The sequence below is a fragment of the Kangiella sp. genome (genome assembly GCF_048265365.1).
Classification (GTDB): Bacteria; Pseudomonadota; Gammaproteobacteria; order Enterobacterales; family Kangiellaceae; genus Kangiella.
This window is the reverse complement of record NZ_JBLXBT010000001.1, coordinates 424,762-446,594: the sequence shown is the minus strand read 5'-3', so window position 1 is coordinate 446,594 and position 21,833 is coordinate 424,762. Positions and strand designations below refer to the sequence as shown.

The 21,833-nt window shown below is 45.0% G+C and carries 23 protein-coding genes; 15 read left to right on the top strand and 8 right to left on the bottom strand.

The features are described 5' to 3' along the window. The first annotated feature begins 1 nt into the window (after position 1). Genes ACN0VI_RS02100 through ACN0VI_RS02045 form a run of 12 tightly spaced genes read left to right on the top strand, consistent with a single transcriptional unit; the run spans position 2 to position 12,515 of the window. Positions 2-376: an AMP-binding protein gene (locus tag ACN0VI_RS02100; protein ID WP_417445606.1), complete on the top strand. Its 375-nt coding sequence runs from the start codon at positions 2-4 to the stop codon at positions 374-376. Continuing rightward, positions 376-2,112 carry a glycosyltransferase family 2 protein gene (locus tag ACN0VI_RS02095; protein WP_417445605.1) on the top strand — a complete coding sequence of 579 codons (1,737 nt, stop codon included), beginning with the start codon at positions 376-378 and terminating at the stop codon, positions 2,110-2,112. The genes ACN0VI_RS02100 and ACN0VI_RS02095 overlap by 1 nt, the downstream gene beginning before the upstream one ends. Next, entirely contained in the window at positions 2,099-3,652 is a 1,554-nt protein-coding gene (locus ACN0VI_RS02090) for an HAL/PAL/TAL family ammonia-lyase (RefSeq protein ID WP_417445604.1), read from the top strand. Before ACN0VI_RS02095 ends, ACN0VI_RS02090 begins: the two co-directional genes overlap by 14 nt. Then, complete coding sequence (locus ACN0VI_RS02085; RefSeq protein WP_417445603.1) at positions 3,639-4,088, top strand: acyl-CoA thioesterase; 450 nt, start codon at positions 3,639-3,641, stop codon at positions 4,086-4,088. The genes ACN0VI_RS02090 and ACN0VI_RS02085 overlap by 14 nt, the downstream gene beginning before the upstream one ends. Next, positions 4,075-4,707: an outer membrane lipoprotein carrier protein LolA gene (locus ACN0VI_RS02080; protein WP_417445602.1), complete on the top strand. Its 633-nt coding sequence runs from the start codon at positions 4,075-4,077 to the stop codon at positions 4,705-4,707. The genes ACN0VI_RS02085 and ACN0VI_RS02080 overlap by 14 nt, the downstream gene beginning before the upstream one ends. After that, positions 4,697-7,033, top strand: a complete 2,337-nt coding sequence (locus ACN0VI_RS02075) for an MMPL family transporter (protein WP_417445601.1) — start codon at positions 4,697-4,699, stop codon at positions 7,031-7,033. Before ACN0VI_RS02080 ends, ACN0VI_RS02075 begins: the two co-directional genes overlap by 11 nt. After that, complete coding sequence (locus tag ACN0VI_RS02070; RefSeq protein ID WP_417445600.1) at positions 7,026-8,303, top strand: NAD(P)/FAD-dependent oxidoreductase; 1,278 nt, start codon at positions 7,026-7,028, stop codon at positions 8,301-8,303. The genes ACN0VI_RS02075 and ACN0VI_RS02070 overlap by 8 nt, the downstream gene beginning before the upstream one ends. After that, entirely contained in the window at positions 8,288-8,869 is a 582-nt protein-coding gene (locus ACN0VI_RS02065) for a DUF3261 domain-containing protein (protein WP_417445599.1), read from the top strand. The genes ACN0VI_RS02070 and ACN0VI_RS02065 overlap by 16 nt, the downstream gene beginning before the upstream one ends. Beyond that, positions 8,859-10,049: a beta-ketoacyl-[acyl-carrier-protein] synthase family protein gene (locus ACN0VI_RS02060; protein WP_417445598.1), complete on the top strand. Its 1,191-nt coding sequence runs from the start codon at positions 8,859-8,861 to the stop codon at positions 10,047-10,049. The genes ACN0VI_RS02065 and ACN0VI_RS02060 overlap by 11 nt, the downstream gene beginning before the upstream one ends. A 9-nt stretch (positions 10,050-10,058) precedes the next feature. Beyond that, entirely contained in the window at positions 10,059-10,568 is a 510-nt protein-coding gene (locus tag ACN0VI_RS02055; protein ID WP_331889834.1) for a 3-hydroxyacyl-ACP dehydratase, read from the top strand. Between the two features lie 4 nt (positions 10,569-10,572). Further along, positions 10,573-11,298 (top strand): 3-ketoacyl-ACP reductase FabG2, encoded by a 726-nt coding sequence (locus ACN0VI_RS02050; RefSeq protein WP_417445597.1) that lies wholly within the window; start codon positions 10,573-10,575, stop codon positions 11,296-11,298. After that, a complete protein-coding gene (locus ACN0VI_RS02045) occupies positions 11,298-12,515 on the top strand; it encodes a beta-ketoacyl-ACP synthase (protein ID WP_417445596.1) in 1,218 nt (405 codons plus the stop codon). The genes ACN0VI_RS02050 and ACN0VI_RS02045 overlap by 1 nt, the downstream gene beginning before the upstream one ends. 9 nt (positions 12,516-12,524) lie before the next feature. Here the strand turns inward: ACN0VI_RS02045 and ACN0VI_RS02040 are convergent, their stop codons facing one another. The 5 genes from ACN0VI_RS02040 to trxA form a co-directional block, all read right to left on the bottom strand. Then, a complete protein-coding gene (locus tag ACN0VI_RS02040; RefSeq protein ID WP_417445595.1) occupies positions 12,525-13,274 on the bottom strand; it encodes an NAD(P)H-flavin reductase in 750 nt (249 codons plus the stop codon). A gap of 45 nt (positions 13,275-13,319) precedes the next feature. Further along, a complete protein-coding gene (ubiD, locus tag ACN0VI_RS02035) occupies positions 13,320-14,801 on the bottom strand; it encodes a 4-hydroxy-3-polyprenylbenzoate decarboxylase (protein ID WP_331889822.1) in 1,482 nt (493 codons plus the stop codon). Positions 14,802-15,320: 519 nt separating this feature from the next. Next, positions 15,321-16,577: a transcription termination factor Rho gene (gene rho / locus ACN0VI_RS02030; RefSeq protein WP_331889820.1), complete on the bottom strand. Its 1,257-nt coding sequence runs from the start codon at positions 16,575-16,577 to the stop codon at positions 15,321-15,323. Positions 16,578-16,724: 147 nt separating this feature from the next. Further along, on the bottom strand, positions 16,725-16,949 hold the full coding sequence (locus tag ACN0VI_RS02025; RefSeq protein ID WP_417445594.1) for a hypothetical protein: 225 nt from the start codon (positions 16,947-16,949) through the stop codon (positions 16,725-16,727). A 58-nt stretch (positions 16,950-17,007) separates the two neighbouring features. Beyond that, positions 17,008-17,334, bottom strand: coding sequence for a thioredoxin TrxA (trxA, locus tag ACN0VI_RS02020; RefSeq protein WP_417445593.1), 327 nt, complete (start codon positions 17,332-17,334; stop codon positions 17,008-17,010). A 108-nt stretch (positions 17,335-17,442) separates the two neighbouring features. On the opposite strand from trxA, the gene rhlB reads away from it, so the two are divergent. From rhlB to ACN0VI_RS02005, 3 genes are all read left to right on the top strand, one after another. Continuing rightward, complete coding sequence (rhlB, locus tag ACN0VI_RS02015; protein WP_417445592.1) at positions 17,443-18,705, top strand: ATP-dependent RNA helicase RhlB; 1,263 nt, start codon at positions 17,443-17,445, stop codon at positions 18,703-18,705. Between the two features lie 147 nt (positions 18,706-18,852). Continuing rightward, complete coding sequence (locus ACN0VI_RS02010; RefSeq protein WP_417445591.1) at positions 18,853-19,128, top strand: lipoprotein; 276 nt, start codon at positions 18,853-18,855, stop codon at positions 19,126-19,128. Between the two features lie 115 nt (positions 19,129-19,243). Continuing rightward, complete coding sequence (locus ACN0VI_RS02005) at positions 19,244-19,525, top strand: hypothetical protein (RefSeq protein ID WP_331889812.1); 282 nt, start codon at positions 19,244-19,246, stop codon at positions 19,523-19,525. A gap of 114 nt (positions 19,526-19,639) precedes the next feature. Here the strand turns inward: ACN0VI_RS02005 and ACN0VI_RS02000 are convergent, their stop codons facing one another. The 3 genes from ACN0VI_RS02000 to ACN0VI_RS01990 all read right to left on the bottom strand — a co-directional run bounded on the left by ACN0VI_RS02000 (position 19,640) and on the right by ACN0VI_RS01990 (position 21,817). Beyond that, positions 19,640-20,137 (bottom strand): hotdog domain-containing protein, encoded by a 498-nt coding sequence (locus ACN0VI_RS02000; RefSeq protein WP_331889810.1) that lies wholly within the window; start codon positions 20,135-20,137, stop codon positions 19,640-19,642. Positions 20,138-20,146: 9 nt separating this feature from the next. Beyond that, positions 20,147-20,959 (bottom strand): alpha/beta fold hydrolase, encoded by an 813-nt coding sequence (locus tag ACN0VI_RS01995; protein WP_417445590.1) that lies wholly within the window; start codon positions 20,957-20,959, stop codon positions 20,147-20,149. Between the two features lie 138 nt (positions 20,960-21,097). Beyond that, a complete protein-coding gene (locus tag ACN0VI_RS01990) occupies positions 21,098-21,817 on the bottom strand; it encodes a DUF4197 domain-containing protein (RefSeq protein ID WP_331889806.1) in 720 nt (239 codons plus the stop codon). Between the last annotated feature and the right edge of the window lie 16 nt (positions 21,818-21,833).

Here is a 21,833-nt window from a genome sequence, read left to right as displayed (position 1 = left end):
TATGGACTATCCCGACGTTATTTCTCAACATGTTGCCGACAATCAGCTACAAATTGAGCTTATGATAAACCCTGAGCTTGAGGCTTTTGCCGGACACTTTGATCAATTCCCTATCATTCCTGGAGTTGTACAAATCAGTTGGGCTTTGCATTATTTTTCCAGCTTTCTCGCCGGTCAGCCGGTAACGTCATCAACTAGGCAGGTCACGACCATTAAGACTCTTAAGTTTCAACACGTCATTACCCCAAACAGTCTGGTGATATTAGATTTAAGCTTCGATGTCAGCAAACAAGTGCTCGCTTTCCGTTTTTATAATTCCGAACACCAATACTCCTCAGGAAAAATTTTTCTAACGCACGCTGAGTCTGAGTCCTGATGAAGTCATCTCACTGTATCGTCATTCCAAATTACAATCACACTCAGCACATTGAGCAGGTGTTACAGGCCATTGAGCCTTTGAATCTACCAGTGATCATGGTTAATGACGGTAGCAATCAACAGACGCACCACATTCTAAATCAGTTACCTGAACAGTTTAGCTTTCTGCAAGTGATTAACTTGGCTGAAAACTCAGGTAAGGGTGCTGCCGTCATGGCCGGACTGTTAGCCGCCCACGAACAAGGATATAGTCACGCCATTCAAGTTGATGCAGACGGACAACATAACCTTAAAGATATTCCCAACTTCATCGCTTTAAGTAGCAATTATCCCGAAGCCGTTATTTGCGGTATTCCGGACTATGATGATTCGGTGCCTTTAGGACGTTTAATTCCACGTTACCTGACCCACTTCTGGGTTTGGGTAGAAACTTTGTCCTTCAAAATCAAGGACTCCATGTGCGGTTATCGTCTTTACCCGCTTCCCGCCACTGTGCAGCTTATACAAAGCTCTGCTATTGGCAAACGTATGGATTTTGATACTGAAATATTGGTCAAGCTTTACTGGGCCTCAGTAGATATTCTCAACTTCCCGACCAAAGTTACCTATCCCGATGATGGCTCTTCTCATTTTCGCATGGTCAAGGACAACTGGTTAATTACCAAAATGCATACCAAGCTGGTCTTCGGCATGCTGATACGCTCGCCTAAACTGATCGCCCGTCACTTTAAACGTGGAAGCAAAAGATTAGATCCACATTGGTCTACCACTAAAGAACGCGGCACCACTTTTGGTATACAGATTCTGGTCTGGCTTTATCGGATTTTTGGTCAATGGTTATTCCGAATTGCCTTAGTTCCCGTCATTGCCTATTTCGTACTGACTGCCCGCAAAGCCCGCAAAGCTTCCTATGAATTTTTGCAGCGGGTTAATCGTCACAATCAATCCACTAAGAAAGTCCGTTGGTATCATGTCTATTTTCACTTTTATCAGTTTAGCTTGTTCGCCATCGATAAAATAAGAGGCTGGCTGGGCGATGTGCATCTTGAGGATCTGGTTTTTCATAATCCTGACGTGTTCGATAAACTACGTAAGAATGTGAGCAAAACCGGAGCTGTCTTTATTGGCTCGCACCTGGGTAATCTGGAACTGTGCAGAGCGCTTGGCGCAACCGATTCTTCATTAAAAATTAATGCCTTGGTTTTCACCAAACACGCGCTAAAGTTTCAGACCGCCGTTGAAAAATTCAATCCTAAAGCTTCAATCAATCTTATTCAGGTAGACACGCTGGGGCCTGAAACGGCAATCATGCTGAAAGAAAAAGTTGACGCAGGCGAAGTGGTTATTATTGTTGGTGACAGAACTTCGATTTCACAATCCGGACGTGTCAATTATGCTCCATTTCTTGGCTATCCAGCTCCTTTTTCGCAAGGCCCATTTATATTAGCCAGCATCCTGGAATGCCCGACTTACTTACTGTTTTGCTTAAAGCAGTCTGGCCAGTATCATGTTTATCTGGAACCCTTTGCTGAGAGCCTGAAACTGGCTAGAAGAAATAAAAATGAGCAGTTACAATCCATAATTGAACGTTACTCGGAAAGGCTAGAGTATTATTGTTTAAAATCTCCTTACCAATGGTTTAACTTCTTCACATTCTGGCAAAAAGACGACCAGCAACATATTCAGCGTAGCGCATCAAAAACACAAGAGACACACCGCCGTGACAGACACTAAAACAAATATTACTTTTGGCCATTCCTCGCTCACCATTGAGCAGATTTGCCAACTCGCAAAAGGCAATGCTACTGCCCAACTTAACTCTGCGCCTGATTTCAAAGACAAGATAGATCAGGGAGCTAACTTTATTAAACAGCTATTGCGCGAAGATGGTGTTATTTATGGCGTTACTACAGGTTATGGTGATTCTGTCACCACCCAGGTTCCCGTGCAAGATGTTCATGAGCTACCTCTACACCTGACTCGCTTTCATGGCTGTGGTCTCGGCAGTACCTTTTCTGCCGAACAAACTCGCGCCATTCTTGCGACAAGGTTAGCATCATTAAGTCAGGGTTATTCAGGAGTTAGCTGGTCATTATTACAACAATTAGAACTGCTGTTGCAAAAGGACATTTTGCCACGCATACCTGAAGAAGGTTCGGTCGGTGCCAGTGGCGATTTGACGCCACTCTCTTATGTTGCCGCAGCGCTGGTTGGCGAACGCGAAGTGCTCTACAAAGGAGAGCTCCAACCCACGGAACACGTATTTAAAAATCTAGGTATCAAACCCATCACGCTTCAACCCAAAGAAGGGCTTGCGATAATGAATGGTACCGCAGTGATGACGGCGCTGGCCTGTCTTGCCTTTGAACGGGCTGATTATTTAACTCAGCTATGCTCTCGGATCACATCACTCTGTTCGATTGCCTTACAGGGTAACAGCGCACATTTCGATGAGTTGTTATTTTCAGTTAAACCACATCCTGGCCAAAACCAGGTGGCCGCCTGGATTCGCGACGACCTGAATCACTATAAGCATCCGCGCAATTCTGATCGTCTGCAAGATCGCTATTCGATCCGCTGTGCTCCGCACATTATCGGTGCGCTAAAAGATGCCATGCCGTGGATGCGTCAAACCATCGAAACCGAATTAAACAGTGCCAACGATAACCCCATTATCGATGGAGCAGGCCAACACGTTCTACATGGCGGTCACTTTTACGGTGGTCATATTGCGATGGTCATGGATACCATGAAAACGGGTATTGCCAACCTTGCGGACTTAATGGATCGGCAGATGGCTCTGTTAGTGGATCGCAAATTTAATAACGGTTTACCCAATAATCTGTCCGCTGCTTCAGAGCATCGCAAACCGTTAAACCACGGCTTCAAAGCCGTCCAAATTGGTGTTAGCGCCTGGACTGCCGAAGCATTAAAACTAACTATGCCTGCCAGCGTTTTTTCACGCTCCACAGAATGTCATAATCAAGACAAAGTCAGTATGGGCACCATTGCTGCTCGCGACTGTCTACGCATTTTGCAACTTACCGAGCAAGTCGCTGCTGCTTCATTAATGGCCGCCACTCAGGCGGTAACGTTACGCATCAGACAAAACCAGCTGGATAAATCATCATTGTCGGATGGCGTTCTTTCCACCTTAGAGCAAGTGTTCGAGCATTTTGAACTGGTCAGTGAAGACCGCCCTCTGGAGCATGAGCTGAGACATTTCGTTGCCTTAATTCAGGAGCAGCACTGGAGCACCTATGCCAATCAATAATAAACAATTACATTCGCTTCCAATAAGCGCAGAATATTGCATTGAAGTACCGTTTTTCGACCTTGATCCGATGCAAATCGTTTGGCATGGCAATTACATCAAATACTTCGAAGAAGCGCGTTGTCAGCTACTGAGAAAGATTGATTATGATTATCCACAAATGAAAGCGTCAGGTTTTTACTGGCCAATTATTGATATTCGAGTGAAGTACGTTAATCCTGCAAGGTACGGCCAAAAGTTACGCTGTATTGCTACCCTTAAAGAATGTGAAAACCGTTTGTTGATTGATTACCGAATTGAAGACCAGGAGACAGGCAAGAAACTTTCAAAAGGGCACTCCATCCAGGTTGCAGTAACCGCCGATGAGTTTGAAATGCAATTAATTTCGCCTACCGTACTGTCTCAAAAACTAGAAGACTATTATGCATCCTTATAAATTAATATTACTGACACTCTTTTTGTCCTTTGCTTTTCTTGCTACCAGCAAAGCCAGCGCCAACTGTGAACAAAGCTGTAGCCTCAAATCCGTTACAGAACAAGTTCGAGAGCATGCTCTCCTTAATCAATTTAAACAGACCAAACGCATTGCCATTTTATCTAAACCACTAGTCTCCACTGGTTATCTTCTGGTTTCAGATGAGCTTGGCGTGGTTTGGCAAACCTCTCTACCGCTAAAGGGCACCATTGTTATAGAGAATGATTCCTTAAAGCAATTCAACAAGCATGACCAAGCTGTTTCAGCACCAGCCAATACGAATCAACAAGCCAGTCAGCTCATCACCTCAACCTTTCTTGCTATTTTAGCGGGTGATTTTGAACAACTTGAACGTAACTTTTCTGCTGAGTTGATTTGTGATGAAACACAGTGGCAGATTCAATTGCAGGCCAAACATGATGATATGCGGCGTTTGCTGACTGACATAACCATCATTGGCAACACTAACATTCAACAGCTTATTTTCTCAGAAGCTAATGGCGACACTACAGAGTTAGTTTTCATACCGTTTGAAGACCCAGCAATTGAAGAAGCATTAGGTCTCTATTTTGTCCGTTAAATTAAAAGCCCTTTTTTGGCTCATTTTTATTCTGCTCACCGCGGAGCTTTTTTATAAGCAGCTTAGTTCTAGTACTGGCTTCAACATCGAAACCAACATTCTAAATTTATTGCCTGAGACCGAAGCTGATCCTTTTGCCGAGGAAGCCTTCGCGCAATTTTCGGACCAAAATTTCAAGCAGATCATTCTTGGCATAAAGACAAACAAAGACACTGATTTTCAACCGCTGGCTCAAACGTTAATAGCCCAACTTAAACAAACACAGTTGATTGAACGATTCAACACTCAAATAACCGAGAGTGAGCAACAAGCCATTGCTGAAGTGGTTTTTGAGCATCGCTTTCACTTATTGAATGAAGCGGATCGCAAGCTCATGTACTCAGCTGGTACTGAACCCTTTATTGATGACAGCTTACAAATTCTTTATTCACCGCTTTCTGGTCAGCTACTTAATCTGATGCCAGAAGATCCATTGTTGTTATCCTATCGCTACCTGCAAAATTCTGTGAGTCAAAATCAGCCTTCCTCTCAGGCGCAGATAGTCGATGATCTGATGGTTTTCTCTCAGCCTGATCATAATTTAGTTATTCTGTCTGCGCTATTAAAGCGCTCGCCGTTTGACACCGAAACTCAAGACCGCATTACCGAAACAACCAACAATTTCGCCAGCAGCCATCCTGATGTCGAGTTATTAACAACCGGTGCGGTATTTTATGCAAAATATGCTGCGGCATCCGCCAAGTCTGAGATTTCTACCATAGGAGTCGGCTCTTTAATTGGTGTCATCCTCCTGTTAATTGTCGCTTTCCGAAGTGTGGCTCCACTGTTTATGACCTTAACCTCCTTGGCTGTTGGCATCTTTGTTGCTTTCACTGTGGTTCATTATGTCTTTGGCTCTATCCATATATTAACGCTGGTTTTTGGCGCCAGTCTGTTAGGTGTCGCGGTCGACTATGCCTTTCACTATTTCTCTAGCGCCATTCACCACTCCAAGCCCTTGCCGCATATTTTTATGGCCATTGTCATGGGTTTGATCTCTAGCGTCATAGGTTATACCGCGCTTTATATGGCTCCTTTTCCCGGCCTGCAACAAATGGCAGTTTTTTGTGCCACTGGTTTAGTCGGCGCTTTTGTTACCGTAGTGCTGTTATTCGATGCTTTCCACTATAAGGTTTCGACCCCCTTGGCCTTTCTCTCAGTGCTCAAAAAACATCATTCGGTTAGCCAAAAACTAACGCATCGCTACGTTATTGTAAGCTTACTAGTGCTGCCCATTCTCGCCGGCTACCTATTGTTAACTGCGGATCAGAATAACGACAATATTCGTCAGTTACAGGCAGCTCCAGCAGAGCTGATTGAACAGGAGGCCATGCTTACCCAGATCACAGCAGCTCCCGCAACCAATCAATTCTTTTTGCTGCGCGCCAATTCCAGCGAACAACTTTTGGATACCATTAATCAATTTGATACCCAGCTTGATCAGTTGGTAACAGACAATGTTATTAGCAGTTACTCGCATCTTGGACATTTTGTGCCGAGTCGGTCACAACAAGAAGCAGACTATCAACTGATTGGTCAACAACTGACCTTATCCAATCTTCAGCCGCTATTCGAAGTTGGTATACTGGATCAACAAACATTTGCCGAACTGAATCGCGCCTATCGCACCAGCCATACTAATTATTTACAGCTACCAGAATGGCTACAATCACCGATTGGACAACGTTTTTCTTATTTATGGTTAGGTAACATTGAAGGCAAAGCTACCTCCATTATCAGCCTCTCGAATATAAAAAATATTCACCTTCTTGAGCAGTTAGCCGAACAAAATCCTAATCTTTACTTCATTAACAAAGTCGACAAAATATCACAGCTTTTTACCAGCTATCGTGAGCTAGCTACCTACATGCTGCTGCTAGCTTGTCTGGCAATTCTGATTCTACTGTTGCTCAAATACAATCTGCTGATTGCCTGCCACGTTGTATTAGCTCCGCTGCTTGCAGCTTCTGTCGCAATTATCATGACCATACTGGTCACTGGTAGCTTTAACTTATTCAGCACTCTAGCACTGTTTCTAGTATTCGGGATTGGCATTGATTACGGACTTTTTTATGCCGAAGCAAAAACTCGATCAATCTATATTCACCTGGCAGTCACTTTATCTGCCACCACAACCTTCCTGTCATTTGGCCTGTTATCACTCAGTGAAACACCGGCCATCCATGCCTTTGGTTTAACCATGCTGACGGGCATATTAACCGTCTTCTTACTATCACCTATTCTGGGTAGTCGTATTTACCATATTAAAGGACTTAACCATGCCTGAGTTAAACTCACAGTATGATGTCATCATCATTGGCGCCGGCCCGGCAGGAAGCCTAGCTGCATCCCTTTTAACACAAAATAACGTTAGCGTTCTGGTGGTTGAAAAGCAGCACTTTCCTCGCTTCTCGATTGGTGAGAGCCTGCTTCCACAGTCGATGGTCTATTTACAAGAAGCGAACATGATGGATGCGATTGAAGCAGCAGCCCCAGAGCTTGGCTTCCAATATAAAGATGGCGCCGCTTTTTTTGCCAACAAGCATCCTTGCCACTTTGATTTCGGGGATAAGTTTACTTCAGGACCCGGTAGCACTTTTCAAGTTAAACGAGCCCCCTTTGATCAATTGTTAGCACAGATTGCTGAGCAACAAGGTGCAACCTTTTGTTTTGGTCAGCAGGTTACCCAAGTGCAGTTAAATGATCCTTGTACTGTCACCTTGCAGGATGAAGATGGCACAAGCCGTGACATTAAGACCCGTTTTATTCTTGATGCCAGTGGTTTCGCCAAAGTGTTGCCGAGACTGCTGGATTTAACGCTTCCCAGTACTTTCCCGGTCAGAAGCTCGGTGTTTTGCCATGTAGAAGACCATATCGACTCAGCGACTTACGACAGAAATAAAATCCTGATAGAGACTCACCCACAATGTAAGGATGTCTGGTATTGGTTAATTCCATTTGCCGACGGAACCGCTTCAATAGGCTGTGTCGCCAAGCCCGACTTTTTTGAGGAATTAGAGTTTGATCAATTAGAGACTGAACAGGATGCTTCTCGCCATGAGCAGTGGCTGGATGAAGCTGTTAACCAATCCGTTCGCCTCAAGCAACTATTAGGCGCTGCCAAAAAGGTCAATACCGTACAGTACATCACTGCCTACTCTTCTAACGTCAAGCAACTGTTCGGTGAGCGCTACGCATTGTTGGGTAATGCCGGCGAGTTTTTAGATCCGATCTTTTCTTCAGGGGTCACTATCGCTTTCAAATCCGCCAAGCTGGCTACCGATGTTCTACTGAAGCAGCTCAATGACGAAGACGTCTGTTGGCAGACCGAATTTGCCGACCCTTTGCAACAAGGAGTTCAAACCTTCAAAGCCTTCGTGGAGTCATGGTATGAAGGGCAGTTGCAGGACATTATCCACTTTGATGATGCCCCTGCTAATATCCGTGAAATGGTTTGCTCGATTCTTGCTGGCTACGCCTGGGATACCACTAACCCTTTCGTCCAACACACAGAACGTCGATTAAAAACTTTGGGGCAATTATGCGCTACATCGTAATTCTCATACTGTGCTTGTCCATTTGGGGCTGCAACCCTTCTTATATCAGCGATCAACATCGGGTACAGATTGCGCAGGATGTTCAGTTTCAACTGATCCACAAACTTCCTTTTGAACATGGCCTACAACTTCTACAAAGTGCCCAAATCAATTTTCAGGATGAGTCGCGTGATCTGTTATTTCAGACTGAAGTCCGTGATCATCGCTTAATCATGGTCGGGCTAACACCCTCCGGCACGCGCCTTTTTTCTATTGAAATGAACCAGGATCAAATAGTAGCCAGTGGTTTGCCGTCAAATGAAGAACTGAAGCCTCAATATCTGTTAGCCGATATGCAGCTAAGCTTATGGCCTGCCGAACTCGTCTCGCAAGCTTTAACCGGTGCTGAAGTTAATCACAGCAATCCTCTTGAGCGAGTTATTAGTCATAACCAGCAACCCATTATTGTTATCCGTTACACTGAACCAGTTTATTATCGGGGTAATATTGAGTTTCAACATTTGCAGCGCGGTTACCGCTTGAATATTGATCTTTTATCCCTTGAAGAGATTTCCGATGCCGAATAAGTCGACTATTTACCTCAATCATATGGCTCTGATTAATGCGCTAGGAAGCGAACATGATGCGGTTTTTTCTAAGCTCATCCAGGCTGATACCTCGGGTATGAAATCGTATCACTCACCAGCCACTGACAAAGCTTTTCTGGTGGGCAAGGTCGAGCAAAAGTTGTCTGATATCCAACCACCTTTTGCCAATCATAATACTCGCAATAATCGCCTGATTCTTAACTGCCTTGAGCAGCTTTCAGCACCGCTTTCCGATTTATCAAAAACCTATTCCACTGATCGTATTGGCGTTGTTATGGGTACCAGCACCTCTGGTATTGCAGAAGGTGAGGTCGCACTGCAGTCTCATGCCCAAACCGGCAGCTTTCCTGTAGACTTTGATTATTCGCAAATTCAAATGTCCTCTCCAGCAAACTTTATTAAAGATTACCTCCAGCTGAAAGGCCCTGCTTATTCCATTTCTACCGCCTGTTCTTCCAGTGGTAAGGTGTTTGCCTCAGCTCGTAGTCTTATCGAGAATAATCTTTGCGATGCCGTGATTGTTGGCGGTGCTGACTCGCTCTGCGATATGACGCTCAATGGTTTTGATTCGCTGGAAGCCATCTCACCCGATCTCTCGTTACCTTTTAGCGTCAATCGTAGTGGCATTAACATTGGCGAAGGTGCAGCTCTATTTATTATGTCGCGCGAACCAGCGTCAGTTGCTTTATTGGGTGTCGGTGAGTCATCCGATGCCCACCATATTTCTGCACCTCAGCCCGAAGGACAAGGTGCCGCCGCCGCCATGGCAATGGCCCTTAACGATGCAGGACTTACTGCTGAAGATATTGATTATTTAAATTTACACGGCACCGGTACGGAGTTGAATGACCTGATGGAAGGCAAAGCTGCTTCCAGCATTCTGACCGATTCAACCATTGCCAGCTCTACCAAACCGCTTACTGGCCATACGCTAGGAGCAGCTGGAGCAACCGAACTGGCTTTTTGCTGGCTGGCCCTGTCTCAGACTGCTGCACCCTATCGCTTTCCTAAACACCATTTCGATAATCAGTATGATCAAGCTATCCCGAGTCTGAATCTGGCCACAGAGCAAACCACCAGCCCCGCACTGAGGGTCGCCATGAGTAACTCTTTCGCCTTTGGTGGCAACAATGTCAGTGTTATAATCGGCCGTTCGTAGGGGAGGGCTATGCACACGATGCAAACTAAGCACAGTACATTTGAATCTAAAAAAGCCAAGATCTTAGCAAAGCCGGTTTCTGAGTTTGTTCCTCACTCACCACCCATGGTATTGCTTGATAAGATCCTGGACTTCGAGCAAAACACTCTCACTGCCCAGTTTGAAGTTACTGAACACAGTCGCTTCTATTGCCCGGAACTAAAAGGTATTGAGTCCTGGGTTGGCATTGAGTACATGGCGCAGGCGGTTGCCGCTCTGGCCGGAGTCAGAGCTTATCTGGTGGAGCAACCGGTTAAGTTAGGCTTCCTGCTCGGCACGCGTAAATTTGATATCCATCAAGCCTTGTTTGCTGCTAATCAGACCTATCAGGTGGTTATTACCGAGTTATTTATGGACGATTCTGGGCTGGGTGCATTTGATTGTTCAATTCTGCATAATGAAACCCCTGTCTGCCAGGCAAAATTGAATGTTTTTGAGAGCAATGATACGGATCAGCTCCTGAATAAAGAGAACCCTTAACACTATGAGTAGAAGAGTATTAGTCACCGGCTCAAGCCGCGGTATTGGTAAAAGCATCGCCTTACAATTAGCCCAGGACGGTTTCGCTATCACCGTGCATTGCCGCTCAGGACTCGAACAGGCTCAAGCAACCATTGATCAGATTACTCAGGCTGGCGGAACCGCCAACCTGCTACAGTTTGATATCGCAGACCGTACCCAGACTCAACAAACTCTGGAAGCTGATATTGAGCAAAATGGCGCTTACTATGGTGTTGTTTGTAACGCTGGTATTACTCGCGATAATGCTTTTCCTGCTTTAAGCGATGATGACTGGGATGACGTCATTCATACCAATCTGGATGGCTTCTACAATGTGGTAAAACCCTTGGTTATGCCAATGGTTCGCCAGAAGCAGGGCGGACGTATCGTTGTCATGTCTTCAGTTTCTGGTGTTCTCGGTAATCGAGGTCAGGTCAATTACAGCGCATCCAAAGCCGGTTTAATTGGTGCCTCAAAAGCACTGGCCGTTGAGCTGGCTCGCCGCAAAATTACCGTTAACTGCGTGGCTCCAGGGCTAATAGAAACCGATATGGTCCACGACGAGCTGGCTAACGAAGCACTGAAAATGATTCCAGCCAAAAGAATGGGCAAGCCCGAGGAAATCGCTGGATTGGTTGGTTATCTATTCTCCGATACAGCCGGTTATCTCACTCGCCAGGTCATCTCCGTCAATGGAGGTATGGCCTAATGTCACGCGTTGTCATCACTGGAATGTCCGGTATTACTGCCTTTGGCGACAACTGGAACGATATATATCAGCGCTTGGTTGAAGGTAAGAACGCCGTTCGAATTATGCCCCAATGGGCTGATTGCGAAGGCCTGCGCACCAGTTTAGCAGCCCCGGTTGACTATAGTTTTCCCAAACTGCCGCGCAAACGAATCCGCAGCATGGGCAGAGTTTCGCTACTTGCCACTTGCGCCACGCAGGACGCACTTGCTCAGGCCGGCTTACTCGACCATCCCGCACTCACTAATGGCGATACTGGGATTGCTTACGGCTCTTCCTCTGGCAGCACCCGCACCATCCCTGTCTTCGGTGATTTGATCAAAGGCGGTCCAATGACTGGCTTCACTTCAACTTCCTACGTTGAAATGATGAGTCATACTGCTCCAGTTAATATGGGTGTTTTCTTCGGCTGTAAAGGACGCATTATTCCAACCAGTAGTGCCTGCACATCAGGCAGCCAGGGCATCGGTTATGCATACGAAGCGATCAAATTTGGCCGTCAGAAGCTCATGATTGCTGGTGGCGCTGAAGAATTATGCATCACTCAAGGTGCTGTATTTGACTCACTTTTCGCGACCTCAGTTAATAATCAGAATCCCGACAAAACGCCACGTCCTTTTGACAAAAATCGTGATGGGCTGGTGATTGGCGAAGGAGCGGGAACATTAATTCTTGAAGATTATGATCATGCCATTTCACGAGGCGCTCGCATACTGGCTGAAATTGTTGGTTTTGGCTGTAACTCTGATGGAGCACATGTTACTCAGCCACAACAGGAAACCATGTCACAAGCTATGCAACTAGCTCTTAAAGATGCTGGTCTAATTGCCGATGAGATTGGTTATGTCAGTGCCCATGGCACAGCCACTGATCGCGGCGATGTTGCAGAGACTCAGGCCACCCGACAGGTATTTAAACGCGCCGTGCCAATCAGCTCGCTAAAAAGCTACTTTGGTCATACCTTGGGAGCTTGTGGAGCAATCGAAGCCTGGCTGTCAATTGAAATGATGAACAACAACTGGTATGCACCGACTTTAAATCTTACCAATTTAGATCCCGATTGCGCCGAGCTAGATTATATTGTTGAGAATAATCGCCAAATGGATCATCAATACATCATGAGCAACAATTTTGCTTTTGGTGGTATTAATACTTCTTTAATCTTTAAAAAGGTCTAAGGCCTGCTACTAATCCAGCAAGCCCATATCACGCTTAATATTAAGAATATCAGAGTGGATAGAGGTCTTTTTGACGCCACGATCTAATAGATCCTGATAAACTGACATGGCCATCGGTTCAGAACCTCCGACGTAAATATCCATATTCGTTAGATCATCGTGATCCAGCATGAAAGCGTGATGAACGAAACCTTTACGTCCCTGCCACTGCTCATCAAGACCCGATAACACCGGAATAAAAGTAAATTGCTTGAACTCTTCTGCCCAGGTTTGCGGCTCTTCCAGTAAGTACAGATCGGCAGAAGTTTGTGCCCCCCAATATAAAGTAAGGGGTCGGTTATCGCCATTCTTTAAGGCCGTCTTAATAATGGAATGAAATGGAGCAAAGCCAGTTCCTCCGGCTATAAATACTGCTGGACGCTCTGACTCAGTAAGCACACACTCACCATATGGCATCTGTATTCTCACAAGATTACGGTGCTTCAATTGACTGACAATTTTATCAGCTGCATCGTGCCCCGGCAGTCTTCGAATATGCAACTCCAGCACATCCTGCAGTGGTGAACTGGCGATCGAGAAAGGGCACATAGAGCCGTCATCAAGCTCCAGCATCAAATACTGACCAGCAGTGTATGAAGGTAAACGCCCTTCGGTCGGCGTCAATTGCACCCAGTAAACATCACGACCTATTCGACGCACCAGCGTCACTTCGCAATTCACAAAAGTAGCTTCTAAATTTTCAGTATTGTGTTCTGACATATTACTCTCAAATAATTTTGGCTCGAATCATTTCTCTCAAATCAATTATTTATCGTCTTCTGGATCCAGACCAAGCTCTTGCCACATCGCATCCACTTTTTCCTTAATCGCCTGATCCATCACAATCGGTTTGCCCCACTCACGATTGGTTTCGCCGGGCATCTTATTGGTCGCATCGATACCCATTTTTGAGCCAAGGCCAGATACCGGTGAGGCAAAATCCAGATAATCAATCGGTGTGTTATCAATCATGGTACAGTCACGGGTTGGATCAACGCGCGTAGTAATGGCCCAGATGACATCCTTCCAATCACGAGTGTTCACATCGTCATCAACCACGATAACAAACTTGGTATACATAAACTGACGCAGGAATGACCAGACACCCATCATGATGCGCTTGGCATGACCAGGATATTGCTTCTTCATGGAAACAATTGCCAGACGATAAGAACAACCTTCCGGCGGTAAATAAAAATCGACAATTTCCGGGAATTGCTTCTGTAAAATCGGTACAAAAACTTCATTCAGTGCTTCACCCAAAATCGCTGGCTCATCCGGTGGGCGACCAGTATAAGTTGAGTGATAGATAGGATCCTCACGCATGGTAATGCGTTCAACAGTAAATACTGGGAAGCTATCCACCTCGTTATAATAGCCGGTATGATCGCCATAAGGGCCTTCATCGGCCATTTCTTCTGGATCGATATAACCTTCCAGTACAAATTCGGCGCTTGCGGGTACCTGCAACTCATTACCTATCGACTTGACCACCTCAGTCTTTTCACCGCGCAGTAGACCAGCAAAACCATATTCACTTAAGGTATCCGGCACTGGTGTAACCGCACCAAGAATGGTCGCAGGGTCGGCACCAAAGGCCACCGAAACCGGGAACGGTTGACCAGGATTTTGCTGGCACCACTCTCTGAAATCTAGAGCGCCTCCACGATGCGCTAACCAACGCATGATGAGCTTATTCTTAGCAATAACTTGCTGGCGATAAATACCGAGATTCTGACGTTTCTTATGCGGCCCTTTGGTAATGGTTAAACCCCAGGTCATCAGAGGGGCAGCATCTTCGGGCCAACAGGTCTGCACTGGAATCTTGCTTAAATCAACCTCATCGCCTTCCCAAACCACCTTCTGACAAGGCGCTTTCTTAACCACTTTAGGCGCCATATTCATAACTTGTTTAAAAACCGGCAACTGCTGCCAGGCATCCTTAAAACCTTCCGGCGGCTTAGGCTCCTTCAAAAACGCCAACAACTCACCCAACTCACGCAAACCGGTTAAGTCTTCCTTACCCATCGCTAGAGCCACCCGACGCGTGGTGCCAAACAAATTGCCCAGCACAGGAATCGAATGACCTTTGACATTCTCAAACAAGATCGCCGGACCACCTGCCCGCAAAGTACGGTCACAGATTTCCGTCATCTCTAGATAAGGATCAACTTCCACAGAAACACGCTTAAGCTCGCCCATGGACTCCAGCTTAGCGATAAAATCACGCAGATCTTTGTATTGCATGAGAATTTTGAGTTGATAAGTAGTGCAGGTATTTTAGCAGATTATCAGTAAAACCCTACCGATAAGGGTGTTAGATTGCTACTTTGGATAATATTCAGTAATTACTTTGGATTGCCTACTAAAGATAGAGACAGAAAAGTGGGTTTTTAGGAGTTTTGCGAGGCAGTCTCTTACCCGAGGGCATTCCTAAATCACGCACAGCGAGGGCGCGTATAACAATACGTAACCGAGCGAGAACGAGACTAACAAAGCAATAAACTAAAGGAACAGATTAACTTACTAAACTGCATCTAAAATTAAGATTTTTCTTTCCAGGCAAGGCGTAGCAAGATTTTTAATGACGATTTCACTAATAGTGAATGAGGGTAGTAATTAATGTTCACTAAAGATAGAGCCAGAAAAGTGGATTTTTAGGAATTTTGCGAGGCAGTCTCGCTCACAGCGAGGGCGCGTATAATAATACGTAACCGAGTGAGAACGAGACTAACAAAGCAAAAAACTAAAAAGACCTTTTATGGCCTATCTTTTCATGGCGTCAAAGAACTCATCGTTAGTTTTGGTCAACGCAATCTTATCGATCAAAAATTCAATCGCATCGATCTCATCCATTGGATGTAGAATTTTGCGTAGTATCCAGTTCTTTTGCAGTTCTTCTGGCGACGTTAAGAGGTCTTCTTTTCGCGTACCTGAGCGGTTGAAGTCGATAGCAGGGAACACACGTTTTTCTGAAATCTTACGTGAAAGATGCAGTTCCATGTTACCGGTACCTTTGAACTCTTCGTAGATGACTTCGTCCATTTTTGATCCGGTATCCACTAGCGCTGTCGCGATAATGGTTAAGCTGCCACCTTCTTCAATATTACGTGCGGCACCGAAGAATCGTTTTGGACGCTGCAATGCGTTAGCATCGACACCACCGGTTAATACTTTGCCGGATGATGGCACTACTGTGTTGTAGGCACGTGCTAGACGAGTAATCGAGTCGAGCAAAATGATGACATCTTTCTTATGCTCTACTAAACGCTTGGCTTTTTCGATAACCATTTCGGCGACTTGAACGTGTCGTGCGGCTGGCTCATCAAAGGTTGAAGCAACCACCTCACCTTTCACCGAGCGCTGCATTTCGGTTACTTCTTCTGGACGCTCATCGATAAGTAATACGATCAGCATGCATTCTGGATTATTACTGGTAATCGATTGTGCTATGTTCTGCAAAATCATGGTCTTACCGGCTTTAGGTGGCGATACGATTAATCCACGCTGTCCTTTACCGATAGGAGCTGCCAGATCAATGACTCGCGCAGTAATATCTTCAGTTGAACCATTACCACGTTCCATACGCATACGTTCGTCTGGGTGGAGAGGGGTAAGGTTTTCGAAGAGAAGTTTGTTGCGAGAGTTTTCAGGGCTGTCGTAGTTGATTTCTGCGACTTTAAGAAGGGCAAAATAACGTTCACCGTCTTTCGGTGGGCGAATTTTGCCGAAAATGGTATCGCCCGTTCGCAGGTTAAAGCGTCTGATTTGACTTGGGGAAACGTAGATGTCATCGGGACCGGCCAGGTAAGAGCCTTCAGCGGAACGCAGGAAACCAAAACCATCAGGAAGGATTTCGAGAACACCGCCACCGAAAATGTCTTCACCACTTTTGGCGTGATTTTTCAGTAGACCGAAGATGATATCTTGTTTGCGCATACGCGCCATGTGGTCAAGACCAACGGCTTTCGCCATTTCAGACAGATCTTGAGCTGACTTTTGCTTTAATTCAGTTAGATTCATAGTATCGAGTTGTTTATTGAAACATAGAAACGTCTTGAAACGAGTTCCTGTGAAATAAAATTATTTGGAAAGAAACGGAATTTGCCCAGAGGCCTAGAGACGCTTTTTTATTAGCTTGCTCAATGTAGCATTAGTTCTGCGGGGTGTCTAGTGTTTTAGACCGACCAGAAACCACCAGACTAAAGCGATACTAAGCAGAATGATTAATGAGCCTAGAATAAAGGCGTTGCTTCCCGACTTATCAATTCTTGCTTGCTGGCTTATGGGTAGTAATCTAAGAACTGGTGCTCCAATTTTCTTAGCGCACCAAAAGAGAACTTCAAAGATTGCATGAGCTACCAGGCTAAAAAGTGCAGCTATTGCATCAAGCATGATAATTCCTTTTAAACAAAAAAGAGGCCGCAGCCTCTTTTAAGTATCAATACTGGCATTAAACGTTACTATCGATAAACGCCATTAATTGTGATTTTGATAAAGCACCCACTTTAGTGGCTTCGATGTTGCCACCTTTAAATAACATTAGTGTTGGGATACCACGAATGCCGTATTTAGGTGGCGTTTCGCTGTTTTCATCAATATTTAGCTTAGCCACTTTAACTTTGCCTTCGTACATTTCAGCAACTTCGCTGAGGATAGGCGCAATCATTTTGCATGGACCACACCATTCTGCCCAATAATCAACCAATACTGGCTGATCGGAATTTAAAACTTCAGCTTCAAAGGTCGCATCCGTTAGATATACAATTTTGTCACTCATCAAATTTCTCCTGCTATTTACTTGCGCTTGGCTCTGTACATACGCACAATGGCACTATTTCAAACAATCACGCTTGTTAATGCAAGCGCTAATGGTAAAAATTACCTTATGGATACATCGCATCTATCAACTATTAGATTTTCCGATCTAGGACTTGATCCCAAATTGCTCAAGGCAGTTGCTGACCTGGGCTTTGAATATTGCACTCCGATTCAGGCAAAATCTCTACCTTTATTGTTAAAAGGGCAGAATGTTGCCGGTCAGGCCCAAACCGGAACCGGTAAAACTATCGCTTTTTTATTGGCGATTATGAACGATATTCTGACCTTGCCAGAAATCGAAGGGCGCCGTAAGAACGAACCGCGTTCATTAATTATGGCACCGACCCGCGAACTTGCCGTGCAAATTGCCAAAGATGCCGTGCAATTGGCCAAACACACTGATCTCAAGATTAGAGTGGTATATGGGGGCGAGGATCACGAAAAACAACGCCAACAACTGATCGATGGTGTCGATATTCTGATAGGTACCACTGGTCGCCTGATAGATTACTTCAAAACTAAAGCATTTGGTCTGGAAGCTATTGATAGCGTAGTTCTTGACGAAGCCGATCGCATGTTTGATCTCGGCTTTATTAAGGACATTCGCTACTTGTTTAATCGCATGCCACCACCAACCGATCGTCTCAATATGCTGTTCTCAGCTACTTTGTCGCACCGCGTACAAGAGCTTGCCTATGAACACATGAATAACCCTCAGCATGTACAGGTTCAAACGCAACAGGTCTCTGCCAATAAAATCCGCGAAGCGCTATTTTACCCAAGCCGCGAAGAAGCACTGCCATTATTAGTTGGGCTAATGCATCGTTTAGGACCTGAAAGATCAATTGTCTTCACCAATACCAAGCGCGCAGCCGAACACGTCTGGGCTTGTCTGGCTGGTAATGACATTAAAGCCGGACTCCTGACTGGCGATGTTCATCAGAAAAAGCGCTTACGCCTATTAGACGAACTGAAAAATGATGATGTTAGCGTTTTGGTCTGCACGGATGTAGCCGCGCGCGGCTTGCACATTGACGGCGTTTCTCACGTTTTCAATTACCATCTACCGGATGATGCGGAAGATTATGTTCACCGCATCGGGCGTACCGCACGAGCAGGTGCCGAAGGCGATGCTATCAGTTTCGCAGGTGAAGATTTTGCCATGAATCTAACTGCTATCGAAGAGTATGTGGGCCATCCATTACCCAAGCTCGAAATAAAGCCAGAGTACTTAGCCAATTTGAAGCCATCGCTACCCGTCCAACAAAAGCGTCGCCATCCAACTCAGCGACGTAGTGGTGGAAAGCCAAGGCATCCTCGTAATTCATAAGCTTCTAATTTTGACAGACAAAAAAGGCTACTTCGGTAGCCTTTTCTTTCTCACGAGTTTCCCTCCCTACCCATTTTACTTTTTTGTCACTTTCTTTAAGATAAGAACGTCGTATCTAACGGACATTACTTTTTAAGGGAAAATCACATGAAAAAATTATTAGTTTTATTTTTGGCTACTCTAGGTCTTGCCGCGTGCTCAACAACCAATAGCAACAGTCTTACGGCAAATCAGGCGAGCTCTGAATCTTCTGAACCGCAAGTATGCTTCTATACTCAAAGAGTTGGCTGGCATTTCAAACTTAAAAACTGCATGTCAAAAGAAGCTTATGAAAGTGATAAGGTCTCTCTCATGCCTATCAATAACCAATCTCAAACAAACCAACATCTTTCCGTTGACCAGTTACCACATTCAGGTAGATAGGTTATCCACGAGCCAATGAGTTATTGGCTCCAACACACTCCGTTACATTTCTTAACTTTTATTTTGTTGGTCTGTCTGCTAGTTTTTCAAATCTCTAATACAATATGGATTGGTTATGCTTAAAAAATTATCTATTTTATCTGTTATATTTTTCGTGTCAGCTTGTGCAACGCAAGCCCCTGTTTCTGGGAAAGACAACTTGCAACAGGAAGACAAAGTTGCGACTGAAGAGTCAAAAGAGCAAAGAATCATCTGTAAGCGTACGCAAACTGTCGGCACTAATTTTAAGAAAAGACAATGCTGGACTGTAGAAGATTACGAAGACCTTCAGCGTAGAAGTAGGGAAGCGGTTGAGCGTGCACAAGGCTCTGATATGACGGCACCTCAGGGTCGTTAATACTCTATTATAGTAGCGGGAAAACTACCTTTAAGTAGTCTTTCCCGCTCATTCATTACATTTTTAAACTAGGACACTATTAAGTGTTCCTGTTATTTCGTCGGACTTCTCCCTTTATTTCCATTTCTCCACAACTTCCTGGATACGCCCTTCACGACGGCCCACATGATTCTTTATTTGTTGTGCCAGCTCGCTTTGCTTACGCTCTTTATCGGTATCTATAATAAGTGCAGGTACAGGTACCGGAACTCGCTCATCATCAAACGCAACCAGCGTAAAATGTGCCGTAGTACTGAGTACATCACCTTCATCACCACCTTTGTCCACAAATACATCGGTTCGAACCATCATAGAGGTACGCCCAACCAGCACTACTTTTGCCACAGTCTTGATTCGATCACCAACAAAAATTGGCTTCTTAAAAATCACTCGCTCAACCGACGCGGTTGACACCGTTCTTTCAGCATAACGAATTGCGGCCATAGCTGCCGTGGTATCCATAATGGCCAATAACTCGCCACCAAACATATTGCCATAAGGATTGCTTTGGTTGGGAAACACAAAGTTCCAGGTTACGATTTCTTCGGCTTTTTTAGGCGTCCGCTCTGTCATTACCATTTCCTATTGATTGAGAAAATTTACCATAGGTTGCCATATTCCTTGGATGATTTCCTGCTTTTTCCTGAATGCGCCGAAATGACCTATTTTCTTTAAGCCAATATCAGACGGCATCACATATTGTGTTTCACGATGGCTATTTTTATAGTGCGCCAATAATGCATCTCTTGAAGATTGTGGCGCATACCAGTCATCGGAGATTGTCAGCGCAAAAATTTCCGCTGTTATCTTTTTATAACCTGAAAGATCGAGCCCATGGGCAGGAGTAAATAAATAGTCTTCTGATTTGGCCCATTCAACCCATTGTTTAACCGCATGTTTCGGTACTGGAATTGGCCCCAACATTTTCGAATGGAAAAAGTCTCCCCGCTGAAATAACATCATTCCAGGCATCGCAAAATACCACATGGCTGCCAGCAAATATCTTTGTATCCCGTGCCACGCTCGCCATGCACCAACTCCTGTGGCAGCTAATATAACTTTGCTGAATAGATGAGAGGAGGGGGCTAAACCCAATATCTGACCGCCGGCACTGTGGCCAAGATAATAGAGCTCCTCTGGCTGATAATGCTTTTCGACATATTGTATGACGCCCTCTAAATCCAACTGCCCCCAGTGCTCCATTAACATATCTTTAGCCGGCATAGTACCTTGCTTGGACTGACCAATCCCTCGATAGTCAAAGGTCAGGCAGGTCACTCCCTGCGTGGCAAAATAATGAGCCACGTGTTTGTAGTACTGCTGGGGAACACCAAACGCCGATCCTATGATGATCAGCCTGTTAACTGAGTTCTGACTTTCTGCCGGATATAACATAGCCGACAGCTCGAAGCCATCTAGAGCCGGTATACTGACTTTTTGATAGGGGTAAGACAAATTTATATCCGTTAGTAGTTTCTAAAGCCCCATAAATACCTGATATCAAAGTAAAAGACCAGTGGTCTGGCCTTTTATTTATTGTTGTGCGAAGACCTTCTGCAATAACTCCGTTGTTCTTGCTAAGGGGTCACGTCTAATCTTGGCTTCTTCATCCGCCACCAAAGTAAACAACCCATCCAGGGTCTCACTCATCACATACTCTTCAATATCCAGATTAGGCTTGTCGGTAAAAGGGATGGTGTCATAAGTATTGAGCAATCGACGATAATCGCTATAAAAGCCGACTTTTTGCATGTTGTTGTTGATAATAGGTGCAAATTTTTGCTCGAGCTGTCGCTCAGTTTTAGTTTTGAAATATTGGGTTGCCGCATTCTCACCACCGCGCAAAATACCCCAGGCATCCTGCAATGTCATACCCGATATGGCGCTGAAGAAAACCTGTTTTGCCTCGCCAGAAGCCTGCTCGGCAGCCCGGTTCATTTGTAGCTCAAACTTGTCCACATAAGATCCCAGGCCAATCTGTCTAACCTTGGTTGCAACATCGCTAAACTGGTCCGGTACCATAATTTTGATCAATGGATTATTGCTAAAACCGCCGGTTTTATTGGTTTTGAATACTGCGTTCTCTGTGCCGACCTCTAGGGCCTGCTTGAGTCCAGCAACAACCGTTTGCTCTGAAAGTGGTTGATTAGCGCCGCCCAAGGTATCCAGCACCCGCTGCACATCGGTAGTTTTACATGAGCTTAAACTTAGAAATGTTAGCAGAAGAATTGTGACTTTGAATTGATTAACCATATTGTATCCCAGGCAA